At 42.5% G+C, this 18,707-nt stretch carries 22 protein-coding genes; all 22 read right to left on the reverse strand.

What is annotated here, in order from left to right; genetic code table 11:
• Positions 1-27 precede the first annotated feature (27 nt).
• Positions 28-297 carry a 30S ribosomal protein S14 gene (gene rpsN / locus HQ29_RS02020; RefSeq protein WP_036846851.1) on the reverse strand — a complete coding sequence of 90 codons (270 nt, stop codon included), beginning with the start codon at positions 295-297 and terminating at the stop codon, positions 28-30.
• 11 nt (positions 298-308) lie between these two features.
• Positions 309-869, reverse strand: a complete 561-nt coding sequence (gene rplE / locus HQ29_RS02025) for a 50S ribosomal protein L5 (protein ID WP_036789559.1) — start codon at positions 867-869, stop codon at positions 309-311.
• A complete protein-coding gene (rplX, locus tag HQ29_RS02030) occupies positions 869-1,189 on the reverse strand; it encodes a 50S ribosomal protein L24 (protein ID WP_036789556.1) in 321 nt (106 codons plus the stop codon). Before rplX ends, rplE begins: the two co-directional genes overlap by 1 nt.
• Positions 1,190-1,227: 38 nt before the next feature.
• Complete coding sequence (gene rplN / locus HQ29_RS02035; RefSeq protein ID WP_036789550.1) at positions 1,228-1,593, reverse strand: 50S ribosomal protein L14; 366 nt, start codon at positions 1,591-1,593, stop codon at positions 1,228-1,230.
• A 2-nt stretch (positions 1,594-1,595) separates the two neighbouring features.
• Positions 1,596-1,850 (reverse strand): 30S ribosomal protein S17, encoded by a 255-nt coding sequence (rpsQ, locus tag HQ29_RS02040; RefSeq protein ID WP_036789548.1) that lies wholly within the window; start codon positions 1,848-1,850, stop codon positions 1,596-1,598.
• Positions 1,851-1,862: 12 nt separating this feature from the next.
• A complete protein-coding gene (gene rpmC, locus HQ29_RS02045; protein ID WP_036789544.1) occupies positions 1,863-2,060 on the reverse strand; it encodes a 50S ribosomal protein L29 in 198 nt (65 codons plus the stop codon).
• 6 nt (positions 2,061-2,066) lie between these two features.
• A complete protein-coding gene (rplP, locus tag HQ29_RS02050) occupies positions 2,067-2,498 on the reverse strand; it encodes a 50S ribosomal protein L16 (protein ID WP_036789542.1) in 432 nt (143 codons plus the stop codon).
• 23 nt (positions 2,499-2,521) lie between these two features.
• Complete coding sequence (rpsC, locus tag HQ29_RS02055) at positions 2,522-3,253, reverse strand: 30S ribosomal protein S3 (RefSeq protein WP_036789540.1); 732 nt, start codon at positions 3,251-3,253, stop codon at positions 2,522-2,524.
• A 6-nt stretch (positions 3,254-3,259) separates the two neighbouring features.
• The gene (rplV, locus tag HQ29_RS02060; protein WP_036789539.1) at positions 3,260-3,667 is read right to left on the reverse strand and encodes a 50S ribosomal protein L22; all 408 of its coding nucleotides are present in this window, start codon (positions 3,665-3,667) and stop codon (positions 3,260-3,262) included.
• 48 nt (positions 3,668-3,715) lie between these two features.
• Positions 3,716-3,985 (reverse strand): 30S ribosomal protein S19, encoded by a 270-nt coding sequence (gene rpsS, locus HQ29_RS02065; protein ID WP_036789537.1) that lies wholly within the window; start codon positions 3,983-3,985, stop codon positions 3,716-3,718.
• Positions 3,986-4,008: 23 nt separating this feature from the next.
• On the reverse strand, positions 4,009-4,833 hold the full coding sequence (gene rplB, locus HQ29_RS02070) for a 50S ribosomal protein L2 (protein WP_036789534.1): 825 nt from the start codon (positions 4,831-4,833) through the stop codon (positions 4,009-4,011).
• 8 nt (positions 4,834-4,841) lie between these two features.
• Positions 4,842-5,135 carry a 50S ribosomal protein L23 gene (gene rplW / locus HQ29_RS02075; RefSeq protein WP_036789532.1) on the reverse strand — a complete coding sequence of 98 codons (294 nt, stop codon included), beginning with the start codon at positions 5,133-5,135 and terminating at the stop codon, positions 4,842-4,844.
• Positions 5,136-5,154: 19 nt separating this feature from the next.
• Positions 5,155-5,784, reverse strand: coding sequence for a 50S ribosomal protein L4 (gene rplD / locus HQ29_RS02080; protein WP_036789529.1), 630 nt, complete (start codon positions 5,782-5,784; stop codon positions 5,155-5,157).
• Positions 5,785-5,786: 2 nt separating this feature from the next.
• Complete coding sequence (rplC, locus tag HQ29_RS02085; RefSeq protein WP_052089694.1) at positions 5,787-6,404, reverse strand: 50S ribosomal protein L3; 618 nt, start codon at positions 6,402-6,404, stop codon at positions 5,787-5,789.
• Between the two features lie 27 nt (positions 6,405-6,431).
• On the reverse strand, positions 6,432-6,743 hold the full coding sequence (gene rpsJ / locus HQ29_RS02090; protein ID WP_036789519.1) for a 30S ribosomal protein S10: 312 nt from the start codon (positions 6,741-6,743) through the stop codon (positions 6,432-6,434).
• Positions 6,744-6,776: 33 nt separating this feature from the next.
• Positions 6,777-8,900 carry an elongation factor G gene (fusA, locus tag HQ29_RS02095; RefSeq protein WP_036867234.1) on the reverse strand — a complete coding sequence of 708 codons (2,124 nt, stop codon included), beginning with the start codon at positions 8,898-8,900 and terminating at the stop codon, positions 6,777-6,779.
• Between the two features lie 159 nt (positions 8,901-9,059).
• A complete protein-coding gene (gene rpsG / locus HQ29_RS02100; RefSeq protein ID WP_036789512.1) occupies positions 9,060-9,536 on the reverse strand; it encodes a 30S ribosomal protein S7 in 477 nt (158 codons plus the stop codon).
• A 244-nt stretch (positions 9,537-9,780) separates the two neighbouring features.
• Positions 9,781-10,161 carry a 30S ribosomal protein S12 gene (rpsL, locus tag HQ29_RS02105; protein WP_036789510.1) on the reverse strand — a complete coding sequence of 127 codons (381 nt, stop codon included), beginning with the start codon at positions 10,159-10,161 and terminating at the stop codon, positions 9,781-9,783.
• 1,186 nt (positions 10,162-11,347) lie between these two features.
• Complete coding sequence (locus HQ29_RS02110; RefSeq protein WP_036867236.1) at positions 11,348-12,523, reverse strand: OmpA family protein; 1,176 nt, start codon at positions 12,521-12,523, stop codon at positions 11,348-11,350.
• Between the two features lie 60 nt (positions 12,524-12,583).
• Complete coding sequence (locus HQ29_RS02115; protein WP_052089695.1) at positions 12,584-15,013, reverse strand: collagen-like domain-containing protein; 2,430 nt, start codon at positions 15,011-15,013, stop codon at positions 12,584-12,586.
• A 305-nt stretch (positions 15,014-15,318) separates the two neighbouring features.
• Positions 15,319-16,992 (reverse strand): fimbrillin family protein, encoded by a 1,674-nt coding sequence (locus HQ29_RS02120; protein WP_036867238.1) that lies wholly within the window; start codon positions 16,990-16,992, stop codon positions 15,319-15,321.
• Between the two features lie 48 nt (positions 16,993-17,040).
• On the reverse strand, positions 17,041-18,687 hold the full coding sequence (locus tag HQ29_RS09815) for a DNA/RNA non-specific endonuclease (protein ID WP_052089697.1): 1,647 nt from the start codon (positions 18,685-18,687) through the stop codon (positions 17,041-17,043).
• Positions 18,688-18,707 lie beyond the last annotated feature (20 nt).

The following is an 18,707-nucleotide window of genomic DNA, read 5'->3' on the forward strand; positions in this document are numbered from 1 at the left end:
TCAGACGAAAAGAAAGCAGCCAGTTAATTACCAGCTTGCCTTCTTTACTCCGGGGATAAGCCCCTTTGAAGCCATTTCTCTAAATTGAATACGAGAAAGACCGAATAGTCTCATATATCCCTTAGGTCTTCCTGTAATCTTACACCTGTTATGAAGGCGTACTGGTGAAGCGTTTTTAGGAATAGCCTGCAATGCCTCATAATCGCCCTCTGCTTTAAGGCGAGCACGTTTATTAGCATATTTAGCTACCAATTTTGCCCTTTTCACTTCACGGGCTTTCATTGATTCTTTTGCCATGCTCTTAGTATTTAGTCTTCTTTCTTAGCATTATTGAATGGAAGGCCAAAATGCTTCAACAAAGCGTAACCCTCCTCATCAGTTTGTGCCGATGTTACAAAGGTAATATTCATACCCATTATTTTAGTGATAGAATCCAAATTAATTTCAGGGAAAATAATCTGTTCACTCACACCCAAAGTATAATTACCTCTACCATCAAGCTTACTATTAATACCCTTAAAGTCACGGATACGAGGAAGAGCAACACGCACAAGTCTTTCTAGGAACTCATACATTTTTTCTCTTCTAAGAGTTACCATAACACCAATAGGCATCTTCTTTCTCAACTTAAAGTTTGAGATATCCTTCTTAGAAAGAGTTGCAACTGCTTTCTGTCCTGTAATAGCTGTGAGTTCAGAAATAGCAACATCTATGAGCTTCTTGTCTGCCACAGCCTGACCGATTCCTTGATTGATAACAATCTTCTTAATAGCAGGAACCTGCATTACTGTGGAGTAGCCAAACTCTTTCATAAGAGCAGGAACAATACGCTCCTTATAATCTTTTTGTAGGTTATTTACAGTACTCATTACTTTATCAGCTCTCCAGATTTTTTAGAATAACGAACCAAATTGCCTTTACCATCATCCTTACGACCTATACGAGTAGGTTTTCCCGTAGATGGATCAACCACATTGAGGTTTGAAATATGGATAGGAGCTTCTATCTTAACCAGACCGCCTTGTGGCTGTTTTGCATTAGGCTTAGTAGCTTTAGTAATAACATTTACGCCTTCTACTATAGCTCTCTTTTTTGTGGGATCTACACTGAGTACACGTCCGGTTGCGCCTTTATCTTCACCAGCATTCACATACACAGTATCGCCCTTTTTAATATGTAGCTTACTCATTGTCTTTATGTATATATGTGTATATAATAGTGAAAGAGTTATAGCACTTCGGGTGCCAATGATACCACTTTCATGTTTTTAGTTCTAAGCTCACGAGCTACAGGACCAAAGATACGACTACCACGGATATCGCCGGCTGCATTAAGAAGGACACATGCATTATCATCAAATCTAATGTATGAGCCATCCGGACGTCTGATCTCCTTCTTTGTGCGAACAATAAGAGCTTTCGATACAGCTCCCTTCTTCACATCTGAAGATGGGATCACACTCTTCACTGACACAACAATAACATCTCCTATACCTGCATATCGTCTCTTTGTTCCCCCAAGAACACGAATACAAAGGACCTCCTTTGCGCCGCTATTGTCGGCTACGACTAGTCTTGATTCTTGCTGTATCATGATTATTTCGCTCTTTCAATTATAGAAGTCAATCTCCAACGCTTAGTCTTACTCAAAGGTCTTGTTTCCATGATCCTTACAGTATCGCCTATGTTGCACTCATTTTTCTCATCATGAGCGTGATACTTCTTAGTTTTGTTTACAAACTTACCATAAATGGGGTGTTTCTCTTTCCACTTTACAGCAACAGTTATGGTTTTATCCATCTTATTGCTAGAGACAACGCCCTGTCTTACTTTTCTTAAATTTCTTTCCATAAGGTAGGGACATTAATTAGTTTCTGATATTCTTTCGTGAAGAATAGTTTTAAGTCTTGCCACGAATTTACGCTTAGCTGTAATATCCGATGGCTTGTCTAGTGGAGTAACAGCATGAACAAGAAGCATCTTATTGTAAGCTTCTTCTTCAGCTTGGAGTCTTTCCTTTAGCTCCTCTATGCTCAGCTCTCTTATTTCTTTACTCTTCATTTTCGATTACGCATTAGTTTTGTGTTCATAATCTCTGCGAACAACAAATTTTGTTGTTACAGGCAACTTCTGTGCTGCAAGTCGAAGAGCTTCTTTAGCCACGGCAAATGGAACTCCTTCTACTTCGAACAGCATACGACCGGGAGTAACTGGTGCCACAAAACCTTCCGGAGCACCTTTACCTTTACCCATACGCACTTCGGCTGGCTTCTTAGTAATAGGCTTATCAGGGAAAATACGTACCCAAACTTGACCTTGACGTTGCATATATCTTGTTACAGCAATACGAGCAGCTTCAATCTGTCTACCGGTAATCCACTTGCTTTGAAGCGATTTGATACCAAAAGAACCGAAAGAAAGCTGATTACCTCTCTGAGCCACACCTCTCATGCGACCTTTTTGCTGCCTTCTAAATTTAGTTTTTTTAGGTTGTAACATGATGATAAATCTTTCTTCTTACATTAACGGTTCTGTCTTCTTCCTCGGCGAGCATCTCTACCACCTCTATTATTTTCACGTCTGCCGGATTCCTTAGCAGCTGTAAAATTAGGAGTCAACTCTCTCTTACCGTACACTTCACCTTTACAGATCCAAACCTTTATACCAAGTAGACCTACCTTAGTAAGAGCTTCCGCATGACAATAGTCAATATCCGCTCTCAAAGTATGAAGTGGAGTACGTCCTTCTTTAAACATTTCCGAGCGAGCCATTTCTGCTCCGTTAAGACGTCCGGAGATTTGAATCTTGATACCTTCCGCTCCGGCTCTCATGGTAGAAGCAATAGCTGTCTTTATAGCTCTTCTGTAAGCCATCTTACCCTCCAACTGGCGAGCAATAGTATTTGCTACAATAACAGCATCAAGTTCAGGTCTTCTTATCTCAAAAATATTAAGCTGAACATCTTTATCTGTGATCTTCTTAAGCTCCTCTTTCAACTTATCAACCTCTTGACCTCCCTTTCCGATAATAAAACCGGGGCGAGAAGTACAGATTGTTATTGTGATAAGTTTGAATGTACGCTCTATAACTATACGAGATACACTTGCTTTAGCCAAACGAGCATCGAGGTACTTACGTAGCTTACTGTCTTCATAAATTGTATCGGCAAAATCTTTCTTTTTACCAAACCAGTTAGAATCCCATCCACGTACGATACCCAAACGGTTACTTATTGGATTAATCTTTTGTCCCATCTAAAATTAGTTTTTTACAGATGAATTAAGTGTATCTACATATAGAGTTACATGATTAGATCTCTTACGGATTCTATAACCTCTTCCCTGTGGAGCAGGTCTCAATCTCTTCAGAGTCACAGCCTCATCAACAAATACTCTACTTACAAACAGCTCACCATCGTCGGCACGACGTTCGTTCTTTGCTTCCCAATTGGCAATAGCAGAACGGAGCAGTTTTTCAACTCTTCTTGAGGCTTCCTTGTTTGAAAACTGAAGCACACCCAGAGCTCTGTTTACTTCCATTCCTCTCACCATGTCCACCACATATCTCATCTTACGAGGAGAAGTAGGAACATTGTTAAGCTTTGCGAAGTAGAGTGTTTTATTATTTTCTTTACGTGCGTTTGCCGACACTTGTTTTCTTTTACCCATAATGTGTTCTTAGTTGTTCTATATTACTATTACTTACTTTGGGATCGCTTAACGCTTCTTATTGCCACCATGTCCACGGAACGTACGTGTTGGAGAAAACTCCCCAAGTTTATGCCCTACCATATTTTCTGTGATGAAAACAGGGATAAACTTGTTACCATTATGGACAGCAACTGTATGACCCACAAAGTCCGGAGAAATCATCGTAGCTCTTGACCACGTCTTGATCACAGACTTCTTACCACTTTCATTCATGGCAAGAATCTTCTTCTCCAACTTCACATTGATATATGGTCCTTTTTTTAATGAACGACTCATAGTTTTTCTTTTCTAAAATAAGTTTACTTCTTTCTTCTTTCTATGATGTACTTAGAAGAGTGCTTTTTAGGAGCTCTTGTCTTCAAGCCCTTAGAATAAAGACCTGTACGAGAGCGAGGGTGACCTCCGGAAGCACGTCCTTCACCACCACCCATTGGGTGATCCACCGGGTTCATTACCACACCACGGTTATGCGGTCTTCTACCCAACCAGCGAGAGCGACCGGCCTTACCGGAACGTTCAAGAGCGTGGTCGGAGTTACCGACACCACCAATAGTTGCTTTACAAGCAGAAAGAATTCTACGAGTCTCTCCTGAAGGCATCTTAATCACAGCATAAGTACCTTCTCTGGAGGTAAGTTGAGCAAACGCACCGGCACTTCTCACAAGCTTAGCACCTTGACCGGGTCTAAGTTCGATATTGTGAATTACAGAACCGATAGGAATGTTTTGAAGTGGCAAGGCATTTCCAACTTCGGGAGCTGCCTGGCTACCTGACATCACTGTTTGTCCCACTTGCAAGCCGTCAGGTGCAACGATATAGGTCTTTACACCATCTACATAGTAAAGTAGGGCAATACGAGCTGATCTGTTTGGATCGTACTCGATGCTCTTAACGGTTGCCGGGATACCATCTCTATTTCTCTTGAAATCAATAAGTCTGAAACGCTTTTTGTGACCGCCACCAATATAGCGCATTGTCATCTTACCGGTGTTGTTACGACCACCGGTACGCTTCTTACCCACAACAAGAGATTTCTCTGGCGCACTTGCAGTGATCTTATCGAATGCGCCAATAACTTTGTGTCTCTGCCCAGGGGTAGTGGGCTTCAATTTACGTATTCCCATTTCTTAAATTAGATATTGCTATAGAAGTCTATTGTTTGACCTTCTTCAATGGTAACAACAGCTTTCTTAAATGCACTTTTTCTACCGCGGATTACTCCACCTTTTGTATATCTTACTTGTCTCTTACCATCATAGTTCATGGTATTAACGCTCTTAACGTCCACACCATAAAGTTTCTTGATGGCATTCTTAATCTCAATCTTGTTCGCATCACGAGAAACACGGAAGCCATACCTGTTAGGCATGTTTTCAGTAATTTCTGTTTGCTTCTCAGTGATGATAGGCTTAATTAGAATACTCATTGCTTACGTCGTGTTATTATTATGCGTTCAAAACATTAACCATTTCACCAAGTGCGCTCTCTGTAATGACCATATATTTAGACTCCAAAACCTTGTAAGTGTTCAAGAGTTTAACATTCATAAGGCTCACATTGGGAATATTACGAGCGGACAAATATACAAAATTATCCGCATTATTCAAAACCATCAATGTACGCGCAGCATCCACCTTAAGGGCTTTAAGGATACCCACGAACCGCTTTGTCTTAGGAGATTCAAAAGAGAAATCTTCTACAACAATCACCTCTTGGTTCTTTGCCTTATAGCTCAAAGCAGAAGCTCTTGCAAGGTTTTTCACCTTCTTGTTCAACTTCTGACGGTAGCTTCTCGGTTGAGGGCCAAACACTGTAGCACCACCACGAAGAAGAGGAGAGTTAATATCACCTCTACGCGCTCCACCTGAACCCTTTTGACGGATCAGCTTGCGAGTACTACCGCTGAGCATGCTTCTTTCCTTAGTGGCATGTGTTCCTTGGCGTTGGTTTGCTCTATACTGCTTTACAGCCAAATAGATAGCATGGTCATTAGGTTCAATGCCAAATAGACTCTCCGGAAGAGTTACTGTTCTGCCGGTTTCTACACCGTTGATATCTAAAACTTTTACCTCCATGTTTACTTTTCTATTAATACGATTGAACCATTAGCTCCCGGTATGGAACCCTTCACAAGAAGCAAATTGTTTTCTGGAAGGACCTTAACTACTTCCAAGTTCTGCATAGTTACTCTCTTATTTCCTGTCTGACCAGCCATACGAGTACCTTTGAATACTCTTGCAGGAGTAGAACAAGCACCGATAGAACCCGGAGCACGCAAACGGTTGTGCTGACCGTGAGTACTTTGACCCACACCACCAAAACCATGACGCTTCACGACGCCTTGGAAGCCTTTACCTTTAGACTTGCCTATTACGTCAACAAAGCCTGCATTTTCAAAGAAGTCGACAGTAAGGACATCGCCCAACTTGTACTCTTCTTCATAGTTTTTGAACTCGGCCAAGAATCTCTTGGGTGTAACACCACTTTTCTTGAAGTGACCTTGAAGAGGTTTGGATGTGTGCTTTTCCTTCTTGTCCACAAAGCCAAGTTGGATAGCTTCATAACCATCTATCTCCACAGTCTTCACCTGGGTTACAACACAAGGACCTACTTCGATAACAGTGCATGGTACATTTCTACCCTCGGCACTGAAAACGGAAATCATTCCGATTTTTTTTCCTAATAATCCTGGCATTTCAGTTGAATATATAAATAATGAACATTAAATATTTGTCTTAATCTCGATCTCAACACCACTTGGCAACTCCAAACGCGCCAAAGCGTCAACAGTTGAAGGAGTAGCATTCAAGATGTCGATCAATCTCTTAAATGTAGAGAGCTGAAACTGCTCACGGCTCTTCTTGTTTACGAAAGTAGAGCGGTTTACAGTGAATATACGCTTGTGTGTTGGCAATGGAATAGGACCACAGATAGTTACACCTGTTGCACTCACTGCTTTTACGATCTTTTCAGCCGACTTATCTACGAGTTGATGATCGTAAGACTTAATTTTGATTCTTATTACCTGACTCATAATATGTATGATTCAAAAATGAACTATTTCTAATTACTTAATAAGGTCTACACGGCCTTGTACTTCTGTAAGCACCTCTTTAGCGATGTTAGCAGAAACCTCAGCATAGTGAGAGAATGTCATTGTAGATGTTGCTCTACCTGAAGTGATAGTACGCAAAGCTGTTACATAGCCGAACATTTCAGCAAGAGGAGCTTTAGCCTTAACGATTCTTGCTCCGGTACGATGGCTTTCCATACCTTCTACCTGACCTCTACGCTTGTTAAGGTCGCCGATCACATCACCCATACTCTCTTCCGGAGTTACAACCTCTATCTTCATGATTGGTTCAAGAAGTATAGGTCCTGCCTTTTCGGCTGCACTCTTGAACGCCTGAATAGCACAGATTTCGTAAGAAAGCTGGTCAGAGTCCACGGGGTGATAAGAACCATCTATCACGGTTACTTTCAACTTATCAAGCGGATATCCTGCAAGCACACCATTCTTCATAGCGCGAAGGAATCCCTTCTGAATAGATGGAATAAATTCTCTTGGAATGTTACCACCTTTCACTTCGTCAATAAATTGAAGTTCGCCTTCAAACTCAGCATCGGCAGGCTCTACGCGGACAATCATATCCGCAAACTTACCACGACCACCGGTTTGTTTCTTATAAGTCTCACGAAGTTCTACGCTCTTAGAGATAGCTTCCTTATAAGACACTTGAGGCTTACCTTGGTTACACTCTACCTTAAACTCACGTTTAAGACGGTCAATGATGATCTCAAGGTGAAGCTCACCCATACCGGAGATAACGGTCTGACCTGTCTCTTCGTTTGTTTGAACGGTAAATGTCGGGTCTTCTTCTGCAAGCTTAGAAAGACCAACACCGAGCTTATCAAGGTCTTTTTGAGTCTTAGGCTCTACGGCAATACCGATAACAGGATCGGGGAAGTCCATAGACTCCAACACCATCGGATGTCCTTCTGCACAGAGTGTGTCTCCTGTACGAATATCCTTAAATCCTACACCGGCGCCAATGTCTCCACAACCGATAAAGTCTTTTGGATTTTGCTTGTTAGAGTGCATTTGGAACAAGCGAGAGATTCTCTCCTTCTTGTCGCTTCTTGTGTTATAAACATAAGAGCCTGCATCCAACTGTCCGGAATAGACACGGAAGAAGCATAGACGGCCCACATAAGGGTCAGTTGCAATCTTAAATGCCAAAGCACACAAAGGGGCATCAGGCGATGTCGGTCTTACTACTTCTGTATCAGGATCACCCGGAAGAGTCCCCACGATTTCAGGAGTATCTACCGGACTTGGAAGATAAGCACAAACAGCGTTTAGAAGTGTTTGTACTCCCTTATTCTTGAAAGAAGAACCACAAAGCATCGGGTTGATCTGCATTGAGAGTGTTCCCTTACGGATAGCCGCACGAATCTCTTCCTCTGTGATTGTTGATGGATCTTCAAAGTACTTCTCCATGATCGCATCATCAACATCGGCAAGAGTTTCAAGGAGCTTATCTCTCCACTCTTCTGCTTCAGCTTGAAGATCTGCAGGAATATCCTCTATCGAGTAGTCTGCACCCATTGTTTCATCGTGCCACAAGATCGCCTTCATTGTTACAAGATCGACAACGCCTTTGAAAGTCTCTTCGGCTCCGATAGGTATTTGGATAGGACATGGATTGGCACCCAATACATCCTTTAGTTGGCGAACCACTTCAAAGAAGTTGGCTCCGCTACGGTCCATCTTGTTTACATAAGCGATACGAGGCACTTCGTACTTGTCTGCCTGTCTCCAAACTGTTTCGGATTGAGGCTCAACACCACCAACCGCACAGAAAGCAGCCACAGCACCATCAAGAATACGGAGTGAACGCTCCACTTCCACAGTAAAGTCAACGTGTCCCGGAGTGTCGATAAGGTTGATTTTGTACTTATCGCCGTCATAGTTCCAAGATGTAGTTGTTGCTGCAGATGTGATAGTTATCCCTCTTTCCTGCTCTTGTTCCATCCAGTCCATAGTGGCTGCACCATCGTGCACCTCACCAATCTTGTGTGTAAGACCGGTATAGAACAGGATACGTTCAGAGGTTGTTGTTTTACCGGCATCGATGTGAGCCATGATACCGATATTTCTTGTAAGTTCTATTCCTTGTTTTTTTGCCATTGTCTTTTCCTTATCTATTCACAAACTCTACGCAATCTTCGTGCTCTTCATTCCTTTTGTAACCATACCAAAATGAGGCATTAGATATAGAAGTTTTTCTGAATGTTTTCTATTGTTATTACGTGAGCTGTGTCTTTTTCTTTTATATAAGAGTGGAACTTAGAATCTAAAGTGAGCGAATGCACGGTTAGCTTCAGCCATACGGTGCATATCTTCTTTTCTCTTGAATGCACCTCCTTGGTTGTTATAAGCATCTACAATCTCTGCAGAAAGCTTATCCGCCATAGTCTTACCACCTCTTTTTCTTGCGTAGCCGATAAGGTTCTTCATTGAAAGAGACTCTTTTCTTTCGGGACGGATTTCCATAGGCACTTGGAATGTAGCACCACCCACACGGCGGCTCTTCACTTCCACTTGAGGAGTGATATTATCCAAAGCGATCTTCCAGATCTCAAGAGCAGACTTCTCTTCGTTAGGAAGCTTTGTCTTTACGATCTCTAATGCTGAATAGAAAATATCGTAAGACAAGTTTTTCTTTCCATCGTACATAAGATGGTTTACAAACTTACTTACTTTTACGTCACCGAAAACAGGATCTGGCAACACCTGTCTTTTCTTTGGTTTAGCTTTTCTCATTTTGGTCTAAAAATTTTCGTTTTGTCATTGGTTGTTCCTTCTTCTGTCTTCAACACTACCGCCGTAGCATTTACTCAACCTTGGGAGCCTATCCAATATTACTCAAAACATCGTTTAGTAATAATTGTCTCTTCGTCTTTCGAGCGAAGTAGAAAAGGGGAAATTTTGTTTTGCTCTCTCGTGAGAGCTTTTCTGAAGCCTCCTATGTTATATATGTATAGGAGTTCAAGACAAAGGCGATGGATTACTTAGACGCCTTAGGTCTCTTTGCTCCGTACTTAGAACGACGTTGGGTACGACCATTAACGCCGGCAGTATCCAATGTACCGCGAACGATATGGTAACGAACACCCGGAAGGTCTTTTACACGACCACCACGAACAAGTACGATTGAGTGCTCTTGCAAGTTGTGTCCCTCTCCCGGTATGTAAGAGTTCACTTCCTTACCATTTGTCAGACGCACACGTGCCACTTTACGCATTGCCGAGTTTGGCTTCTTAGGTGTTGTGGTGTACACACGCACACAAACGCCACGACGCTGCGGACAAGAGTCAAGAGCAGGAGACTTTCCTTTCTCTTCGATTGTTTTCCTTCCTTTTCTAACTAACTGTTGAATTGTAGGCATTTTAAAACTGTTTTTATTTCTGTGTTATATCGTATTTGATACTTCTTTTATCGTATCTCCGCCATAGGATACACGATTGAACGCACAAAGGTAAGCATAATTATCTGATTATACAATAAATCAAGCAGATAAATTATTTTCACCCCCCTTATTTCAACTCTTTTGAGAAAAGAAGACTTCCGGAAGGAAAATACTTTTCTCTATCCTGAAGAGAAAAAACGATACTCTTTTTGAGGTAATATACCCCTGTTAAAACTGCTCTAAAACCGCCCTTTCAAGAGAGCGATTTTTATATATTCCATACCGCCGATAGAGCCTCTTTTTACCCTCTCTCTATTTTGATCGGTGGGGTCGTTTTCAGAGCGCGACCGAATTGTTAAATCCACCCCATTCTATTAACACAAATTCCGATACTCGTTAAGCAAAAACACTAAACGAGCATATTCTTCCGGCTTAACGTGTTTAATTTTTCAATGAACACGTTTACCGATTTCATTAAACACGTTTACCGGATTCGATTAANAAACGAGCATATTCTTCCGGCTTAACGTGTTTAATTTTTCAATGAACACGTTTACCGATTTCATTAAACACGTTTACCGGATTCGATTAACGTGTTTAGCCAAAATGATTAAAACACTAACTATCAGCATATTATCTATTTTCACCCTAAAATACCCCTGAAAAGGCAGATTTCTTTATTAGGAAACGTTCACATGATGGAGCGTTAAAATTCACATCTATTAACGCGAAAAAGCCCCATGAAACGGACTGAGAAAAAATTTTTTCCAAATTCGCAATTTTTCAAATCTCACTGAAAACAAACAGATTAAGCGACAACCCGAAGGAGATATATTCAGAAAGCAACTGTTTCCAACAGAAATATTCGATATCTCTCAAACTCCGTTTTTATATAAAAATTCCGGCAAAAACAGTCCTCTTTCAAGGCAGGGAAAACCGAATATCGGATGTCCGAATTTAAGCTTTAATGTTGCCGAGAATCGGGAAAGACAAGACGTAAAAAGAAAGCCCTTTTTACCTCTCCTTCTTTGGCAGCAAACATGAAAGATCTTGACGTTTTGCCACAAAAAAAAAGAGCTATGCCAAACTTACGCTTGGCATAGCTCTTCTATTGCTAAAGAACAGTTCGGAGCAGCGCGCTCCACCCGTTCTTATTATCTTCTTGTTATGGGAGTTTGTTCCAGAAAGCGATGTTAGAAACACGCTCTATGGTTATCTTTCTGTCTCCTTCACGAACATCGTCAGACTCGGATGCAGGTACGGCATTCACTTTCTTGCCTACCCCTCTCCACTTCAGCATGCTTGCAGGTACACCTCTCTCGATAAGAGCATTGACCACAGCTTGTGCGCGCTTGCGAGAAAGCTCAAGATTGTATGCCTGATTGCCTTGAGCATCGGTATAACCGGTGATAAGGAAGTATTGACCGGACTGCTTTTTCAACATCTTAGCAGCATTATCCAATGCTTTTTCAGATTCCGGTGTGAAGTCGTATCTGTCGAAACCGAAGTTGATATTCTCCAAAAGATTACCTACTTGTGGTTCTGCCTCCACAAAGACCTTCTTCTCTACAATCTTCTCCACGATCTTTTCGACCGGTTTTTCTACCTCCACATATTCTATACGTGGCTGCGGACGCTTGTCTTTGCCTCCGAAGCGGAAAAGGATATTGAGAGAAACCTGTGCAAAGCGAGGAAGCTCCTTGCGTATAGGCATGATATACTCTCCTTGAAGCCCAAGACCCACGCTGTTGTTAAGCCAGGCATTGACACCGGCACCAACTGAGATGGGGAAGAATTGGTTCTTGTCCTCCAACTTATCCTTGCCATTCCAAGTGTCTTTAGACGACCAGCCTGCCTGTCCTGTAGGATCCTGACTGAAACGTCCTATGTTTCTCGCTTGAAAATCTTTCCAAAGATAGTTGGCTCCGACTCTTAAATAGGGTTCTACATACTCGGATCCGAATAGCGGACTAAGTCTGAACTGCAAACCGGGACCTCCCATAAACAAGAAGCTGTGCTTGCCCGACTTTCCTGTCTGTTCGGGGTTGTTGTATGTGATACCCATAGTTCCTTGAAGATCGAGATAGAACCACTTGTTCAGCTCTCTGGCTACGTATAGCTTTGCGCCTCCCATAAGATGATCTACTCTGAAGTTGTAGAAGTAGTCGTCTTGTCTGCTTTCAAATCCGGAGATAGAGACTCTGTTCCAGTTGATAAGAGCACCTCCGACACCTACTTCCCACGCTTTCTTCGCAGGCTTAGCCTCTTGGGCTTGCAGCGTAGTACTGCAGAACCCAAGAGCCAAAGCGGCAAGTGTATATATTGTATATCTTATTTTCATTGTCTTGTTGTTTTATCTATTACATCCTGATGGTGATATCCCACACTTGTTCGTTTATGATCAAGGAAGATCTTGCTGAGGAATAACAATAGGAGCATTTACACCATAGAAGTCTTTGAACTCAAACTTCGGATCTTGAATAGTAGTGATGTAGTATGGAAGAGCTCTATAAGGAGAATATCCGGCACCAAGGATTCTCTCATCCTTCTTAACCTGAGTCAACTGTCCATAACGGTCTCCCTCCAGATAGCTCATTACAGACCAAACACCGCCATCACGTGGTGCAAGAAGCTTGTAAAGAGGATTGTTATCCTTAAGAGAGATATCTGTTTCGGTCGTAACATTGTTGTTTCCTTCTCGCTTGAATGATACGATCTTATACTTGAAGTTGTTTCTGTATGAAGGAGTATCTCTTAACAAGCTGCCCGGAAGTTTGTCTGATGTCCAAACTTTTACAGGAGTTGGTTCCAGTTTGTACTTCAAATAGAAGTCCGGCAAACGGTCTATAACATCAAGTTCTCCCCAGATAGTAGTCTGGCCATGTACGACAGCTATCTTCGATCCGGTAAAGACCGGAGTAGGATGGATTTCCGGAACGTGTATAGGCTCAGGAAGAACCGGCTTCTCTCCGTAGAAGTATCTTTCACCGACAATAGTAAAGTAGTTCTTCTGACCGTTCCACTCATACTGTCTTACTTGCAACACTCTCTTATTATAGTCATGAATTGCAGGATTAGGAAGTGGTCCTGTCTTCTCTATATCCATTAGAACGATAGGACGTATAATCATCACAATGTTCTTATCTCTTGCTTGATTGAAGTCTGCATAGTAACCATCCTTAGATACGAGCCATCTTTTCGTCTCATCGTTGAATGTGATGTTTTCGATTGTTGGAAGTTGAGTAGGATCATTTACCCTACCTGTTCCAAACTCAGGTTTCGGCAACTCTGCCGGATATTCACCCCAAACACCATCTACTTCACGCTCGTACTTGTAATGCACTGCAGTAAAGTGTGCAAAAGGATAGCTACCACCTCCAAGATTGACGTGAGTCTGCTGACGCAGGTAAACAAGGTCTGTGGATATTCTGGTCTTTATCTTGTTTGGTACAAGTGTGTTCTTTGCAGACTCCATGGTTTCTCCTCCAATCTTAACACGAGTAGAACCAAGTCTTTCTGCTTCCGGCTTCTTATATGGCAACTTATCTACCGAAACTTTGAATCGGCCATCGGTATCGGTAACAAACTTTTGTCCCGGCATAGCAGGCATATTATCTACCTCTGTTCCCGCAGGAGCAGGCTTTCCTTCCTTGTCATAAACGATGTACCATACACCGCCATCTTCCGGATCTACATACTCTTTCAAAGATGCATTGTAGTATTGAGCTACGACGTTAGCCTTGCCAGTTACAAGACCGCTGGAATCCTTTCCATTCTCTCCGTCTTTACCATCTTTACCGTCTTTACCATCCTTACCATCTTCACCATTTCTACCACGAAGATAATGCCAGAAGTCTGCAAGGCTTGTCTTTTCGCATGGCCATTCATAGCCCGGATTATGAGGGTCCATAACAGGTGCTGCGCTACCTTCGCAACCGGCTTTTACGGTATCAACCCACATTTCGTAAGCACTCTTACCATTTTCGCCATTCTTGCCATCTTGGCCATTTTGACCGTCTTTACCTCGAGCAGAAACTCCGGTATTTACATCTCCAATCCACCAGTTACCGTCAGGACCGATACGTGGAGAGACTCCATCTTGTCCGTTTTGACCATCTTGACCATTCTGACCATCTTTACCTTTGGCAGGAACACCGGTATTTACATCTCCGATCCACCAGTTACCATCAGGACCGATACGTGGAGAAACACCATCTTGACCGTCTTGGCCATCCTTACCATCTTTACCTTTGGCAGGAACACCGGTGTTTACATCTCCAATCCACCAGTTACCATCAGGACCGATATGTGGAGAGACACCATCTTTGCCGTCTTGTCCATCCTTACCATCTTGACCGTCTTTCCCTTTTGCAGCAACTCCGGTATTCTTATCTCCTATCCACCAGTTGCCGTCAGGGCCGATATGCGGTGTTCTTCCCGCTTCTCCTGTTGCGCCTGTAAGGAATCTCCAGAAGTCAACTACACTATTCTTATTAGCATCCCACTTCTTTCCTGGATTGTGCGGATCATCAACAGTTCCGGTTGCTACCGCTTCCTTCCACTGTTCGTATGCACTTTGACCATTCTTTCCGTCTTTTCCATTCTGACCATCTTTACCTTTCAAAAATTTGAAATAGTCGGCTACGCCTACTTGATCTTTAGGCCAGTTTATAGTACCATCTGCTACTTTCTCTTTCCAAAATTCAAAGGCAGACAAACCTGTATCTCCCTTTGGACCTTTAGGCATTACTACATCTACTTGCGTACATGCCCCCACTATGCTGGTGATGAGCACAAGCAATAGCGACAAATAAAAAAATTGCCTTTTCATGAACTAATTAAATCTATTGAATAATATTTATTGTGTGTGTTTTCTTAAATTCGGGCGCAAAGATAATATATTTGGACACAATAATCAAAAATCAAAATGATAAAAAACCAAAAACAGGACCAATAATTACATAAACAAGCACACTAATATCAAAATAAAGGCAGAAAAATCATCAAAAACAGATTCATCATTTCAAATAAATGCACACAAAAGACAATATAGGGCATATTTTGAAATAAAAAAAATAGGGAGAGGCGTTTTTTATACACCTCTCCCTATCATTATATTCTCTTCAGATGAATCTATTACTTCTTCTTGAGAACAATATTATCCACTCTAAAACCATTTTTATTTTCGGCTCCTTTTGAATTGAATTTAATGGAGATCTTTCCTTCTGTCAGTGTCGGAGCGACTATCTCGACACTCTTCTGCTGATACTCGTTCTGCTTAGGATTGGTGAGAGATACCTTTTGAGTTTTACCTCCTAGTATCACTTCCAAAACACTTTCTGTATCCCCCGACTTATTTGTAGCGAGATCGAATGTCAATACAAGTGTATTTGCTTCTCCCGGAACAGAGATATTACCGACTTGGAAGAAGGTGTCTTTATTCGCCGGAAGCCAGATATGCCCATCCAAATGAGAGGTAGCACGAACATCTGCACCGGAAATTTCATAAAGATACCCCTTATCTCTGTTTTCTGTATCTATATACTTCAATAGGTCATCCAACGTTTCAGCTTTATCCTTTGAGCCTTTAGGCATATTGCCGAACCCTTCTTTGAAAAGAGCTCCTTCGGGAGATGGATCCGGATTGACACCTTTTTGAGTGAGAGTAAACTGCAATGTCTCTTCTCCTGCCTGTACACGGATGATTGCTTTACGCTCTTGACTGTCGGTATTGGGAGATGGAGAAACCACAAACTGTCCGTTTCCGGTACCGGAAAGAGGAGATACAGACACCCAGCTTTCCGATGTTGAAGCACTCCAGGCAACACCCTCTCCTGCTGTTACATTCACGGTTATCGGAGTGGTTGAGGCTGCTTCTATCGTAGCTTCGGAAGGAGTTATTGCAAACTCTTTCTTTTCCGGACGCAGCTCGTGAGTACCGCCATCCACATCGCTCCATGGCTCTATCACGGTACCCAATTCGTTCACTTCGATATTTCCTTCCGGTGTGATATTCAGCGTAAAGGTGTATCTCTTACCTCTCTCAAAGTTCATTCTGCTAAAATCGCAGTGATACTTCTTACCGCCGGTATCGGAAAGATACAGCTTCATCTCCACATCATTTTGAGGGATTAGGACTGAAGAGAACGAGTAGCCGTCTTCAGAGAGCTTCGCCCATACCATTTCTGCCTCTTCATAATCGGAGAATGCTCCATCTTCAAGGTTGAATTGTCCCTTTTTATGGAAGCCGGAGATACCGACAGAAAGAATCTTTACAATTTTCTCTTTAGCCTTCGGAGTGAATACAAACTGTACAAAACTCATTTGATGACGGAAAGAGAGTTTGAACTGAGATGTAGGAGTCATACTGTTTACTCCTTTCAGATTGTTGGCATAAATCAAATCCAAAGCCTTTTGGTCAGACTGATTAGATACATTCAACTTGATCTTTTTCTGCTCCACATCAGCTCGATAAGGATGATAAGCCACGAAATCGACATTCGTTCCATCCTCTGGCAGAAGAATCTTATCGCCTTCCGTCTTCGGGATGAAGAGAGCCTCTGCTCCACCTTCGGCAGTAATATATGCCGCATTTTCTTTTGCTTCTCCGGCAGCAGGCAGCATATAAACGCCTATTTGATCTTTCGCTTCAAAAGCCGTCTCTGTTGAACGAGAAGTAGAACCGATGATGGACGATTTGAAAGCCACAGGTTCTTTTCCAAATCCATCCGTCGGCATATCCGGCTTGCTGTTACAAGCAGCAAGGGCAAATACGCCCAGAGCTCCTAATAGTAGTTGTTTAAGTTTCATTTTTAATTCATTTTATGGGATTAAAACTCAATAAATACTCTGTATATATCACCAAAGATGATCTTCTATTTTATTCTTCACTTCATCTTTCAAGAATGGGAAAAAGGTAAATCCGGTCTTTCTTTCCACCTCCTTTACCGTACACTTGTATTTCATATAATTATCACCTGAAATCTCGGAAGTATTTTTCATGATAAATCCTATCGTATGAAATTCTCCATGTTTGTCCATTTTAGCCAGCACCTTATAGTAATAGTGCGGAGCAGGACAATCGCGTCCGTCATTATCCTGAGCCATGTGTACCGGTTCGCCATCCTCCATACCGGCTCCGGTAACCACATATAGCGTATCTTTTCCCACTCCATTGGCAACCAGTCCGGCTTGCCATGTTCTGATCTGTCCCTCTAATCTCTGCCAGATCTGTTGGTTCAGATAGCTAGCTTGAGGTGTCATATTGGTTGCATAGAAGGTAGCATCGTTCAGCTTTCGACCTGCTGTCCTGTCTCCGCTTGGGAGTTGATGCCCTCTATCATACTTTATTCCATCCTTGCTCTGATACCCTCTCTTATCAAGACGAGCCTGATACTCTTTCGGGACATCGGGGTCAAAGTCAAAGTTATTCAATCTCTTGAAGTTGCCCAAATAGAATCCGTGGAGAGGATAAGCCACCCAATAGGCAAACTTAAGCTTGGTGTCGAGCAGGAATGTGTAGTTTCTTGCACCATTCAGCTCGGTTGAGAAGTGAGTATGAACGAGCGTATTGGGCAAAGAACGCTTTTGGGGCAGCTCCCGATAACCGACCTTGTCGTCCGGGATAAGTCCTCCCGGCTTAAGATTGATACCATAACTATATTCATATCCCATCTGAAAAGCATGGCTATCCACACGGATATTCCATATATACTCTTTTCCGGAAGGCAGCTTAAACAGCACTCGCATTGCACTACTCTTTTCCGAAGGCAGGATGAACGCTTCGGCTCTCACCTCCGATCCTGTTCCGTCTATCTTGGCGGTAACAGTCTCACCGGTTGCCGGCTCTATACTCCATGTGCGAGAGAGGAGGTCAAAACGCCCTTTTGTAGGAAATCCCTGCAGAGTTACCTGCAGTCCTTCAAGAGAAGAGCCATCGGTAGAGCGCACATTAAAACGCACTTTGGACAACGCATGGCGGAAGACCAGATCCGCGGCACTGCTTTTACTGGTGATACCATTCAGATTATCGGCATATAGAAGATTGATCTGCTCCGGAGCAGACTGATCCGAAACGGAAAGCGAAACACTCTTCTCATCGAGGGGAGTTCTATGCGGATAGTAGGCAAGTATGTCTATCTTCTGCCCTTCCATCAGATGTATCTCGTCCGAACTCGAAGCCGGGCGGAAAATGGCACGGCTGCCGCCTGTCTCATTTATAAACAGATTATTATCTGCTATCAGCTCTCCTTTGTTCCATACAGCTTCCGGACGGCTCATTCTCGTAAAGACTCCGATTTTATCTCCGGATGCCCACTCTCCATCAAGGGCACGTAAACTCTCGTCTGCAAAGTTTGCAGAAAAAGTAAGTCCGATCTGCTCTTTCTTTTGAGGCACTTTAATACCGCTCTCCTGCTTACAAGAAACCGTTCCGAAAGCGACCAAAAAGAGAAGCAGCATGGCTCCACTCAGGGAAGCCCTATGTTCTTCTTTTGTGTACATCATACCTAAAGTATCTTTTTGCC

The organism is Porphyromonas canoris (genome assembly GCF_000765975.1).
GTDB lineage: Bacteria > Bacteroidota > Bacteroidia > Bacteroidales > Porphyromonadaceae > Porphyromonas_A > Porphyromonas_A canoris.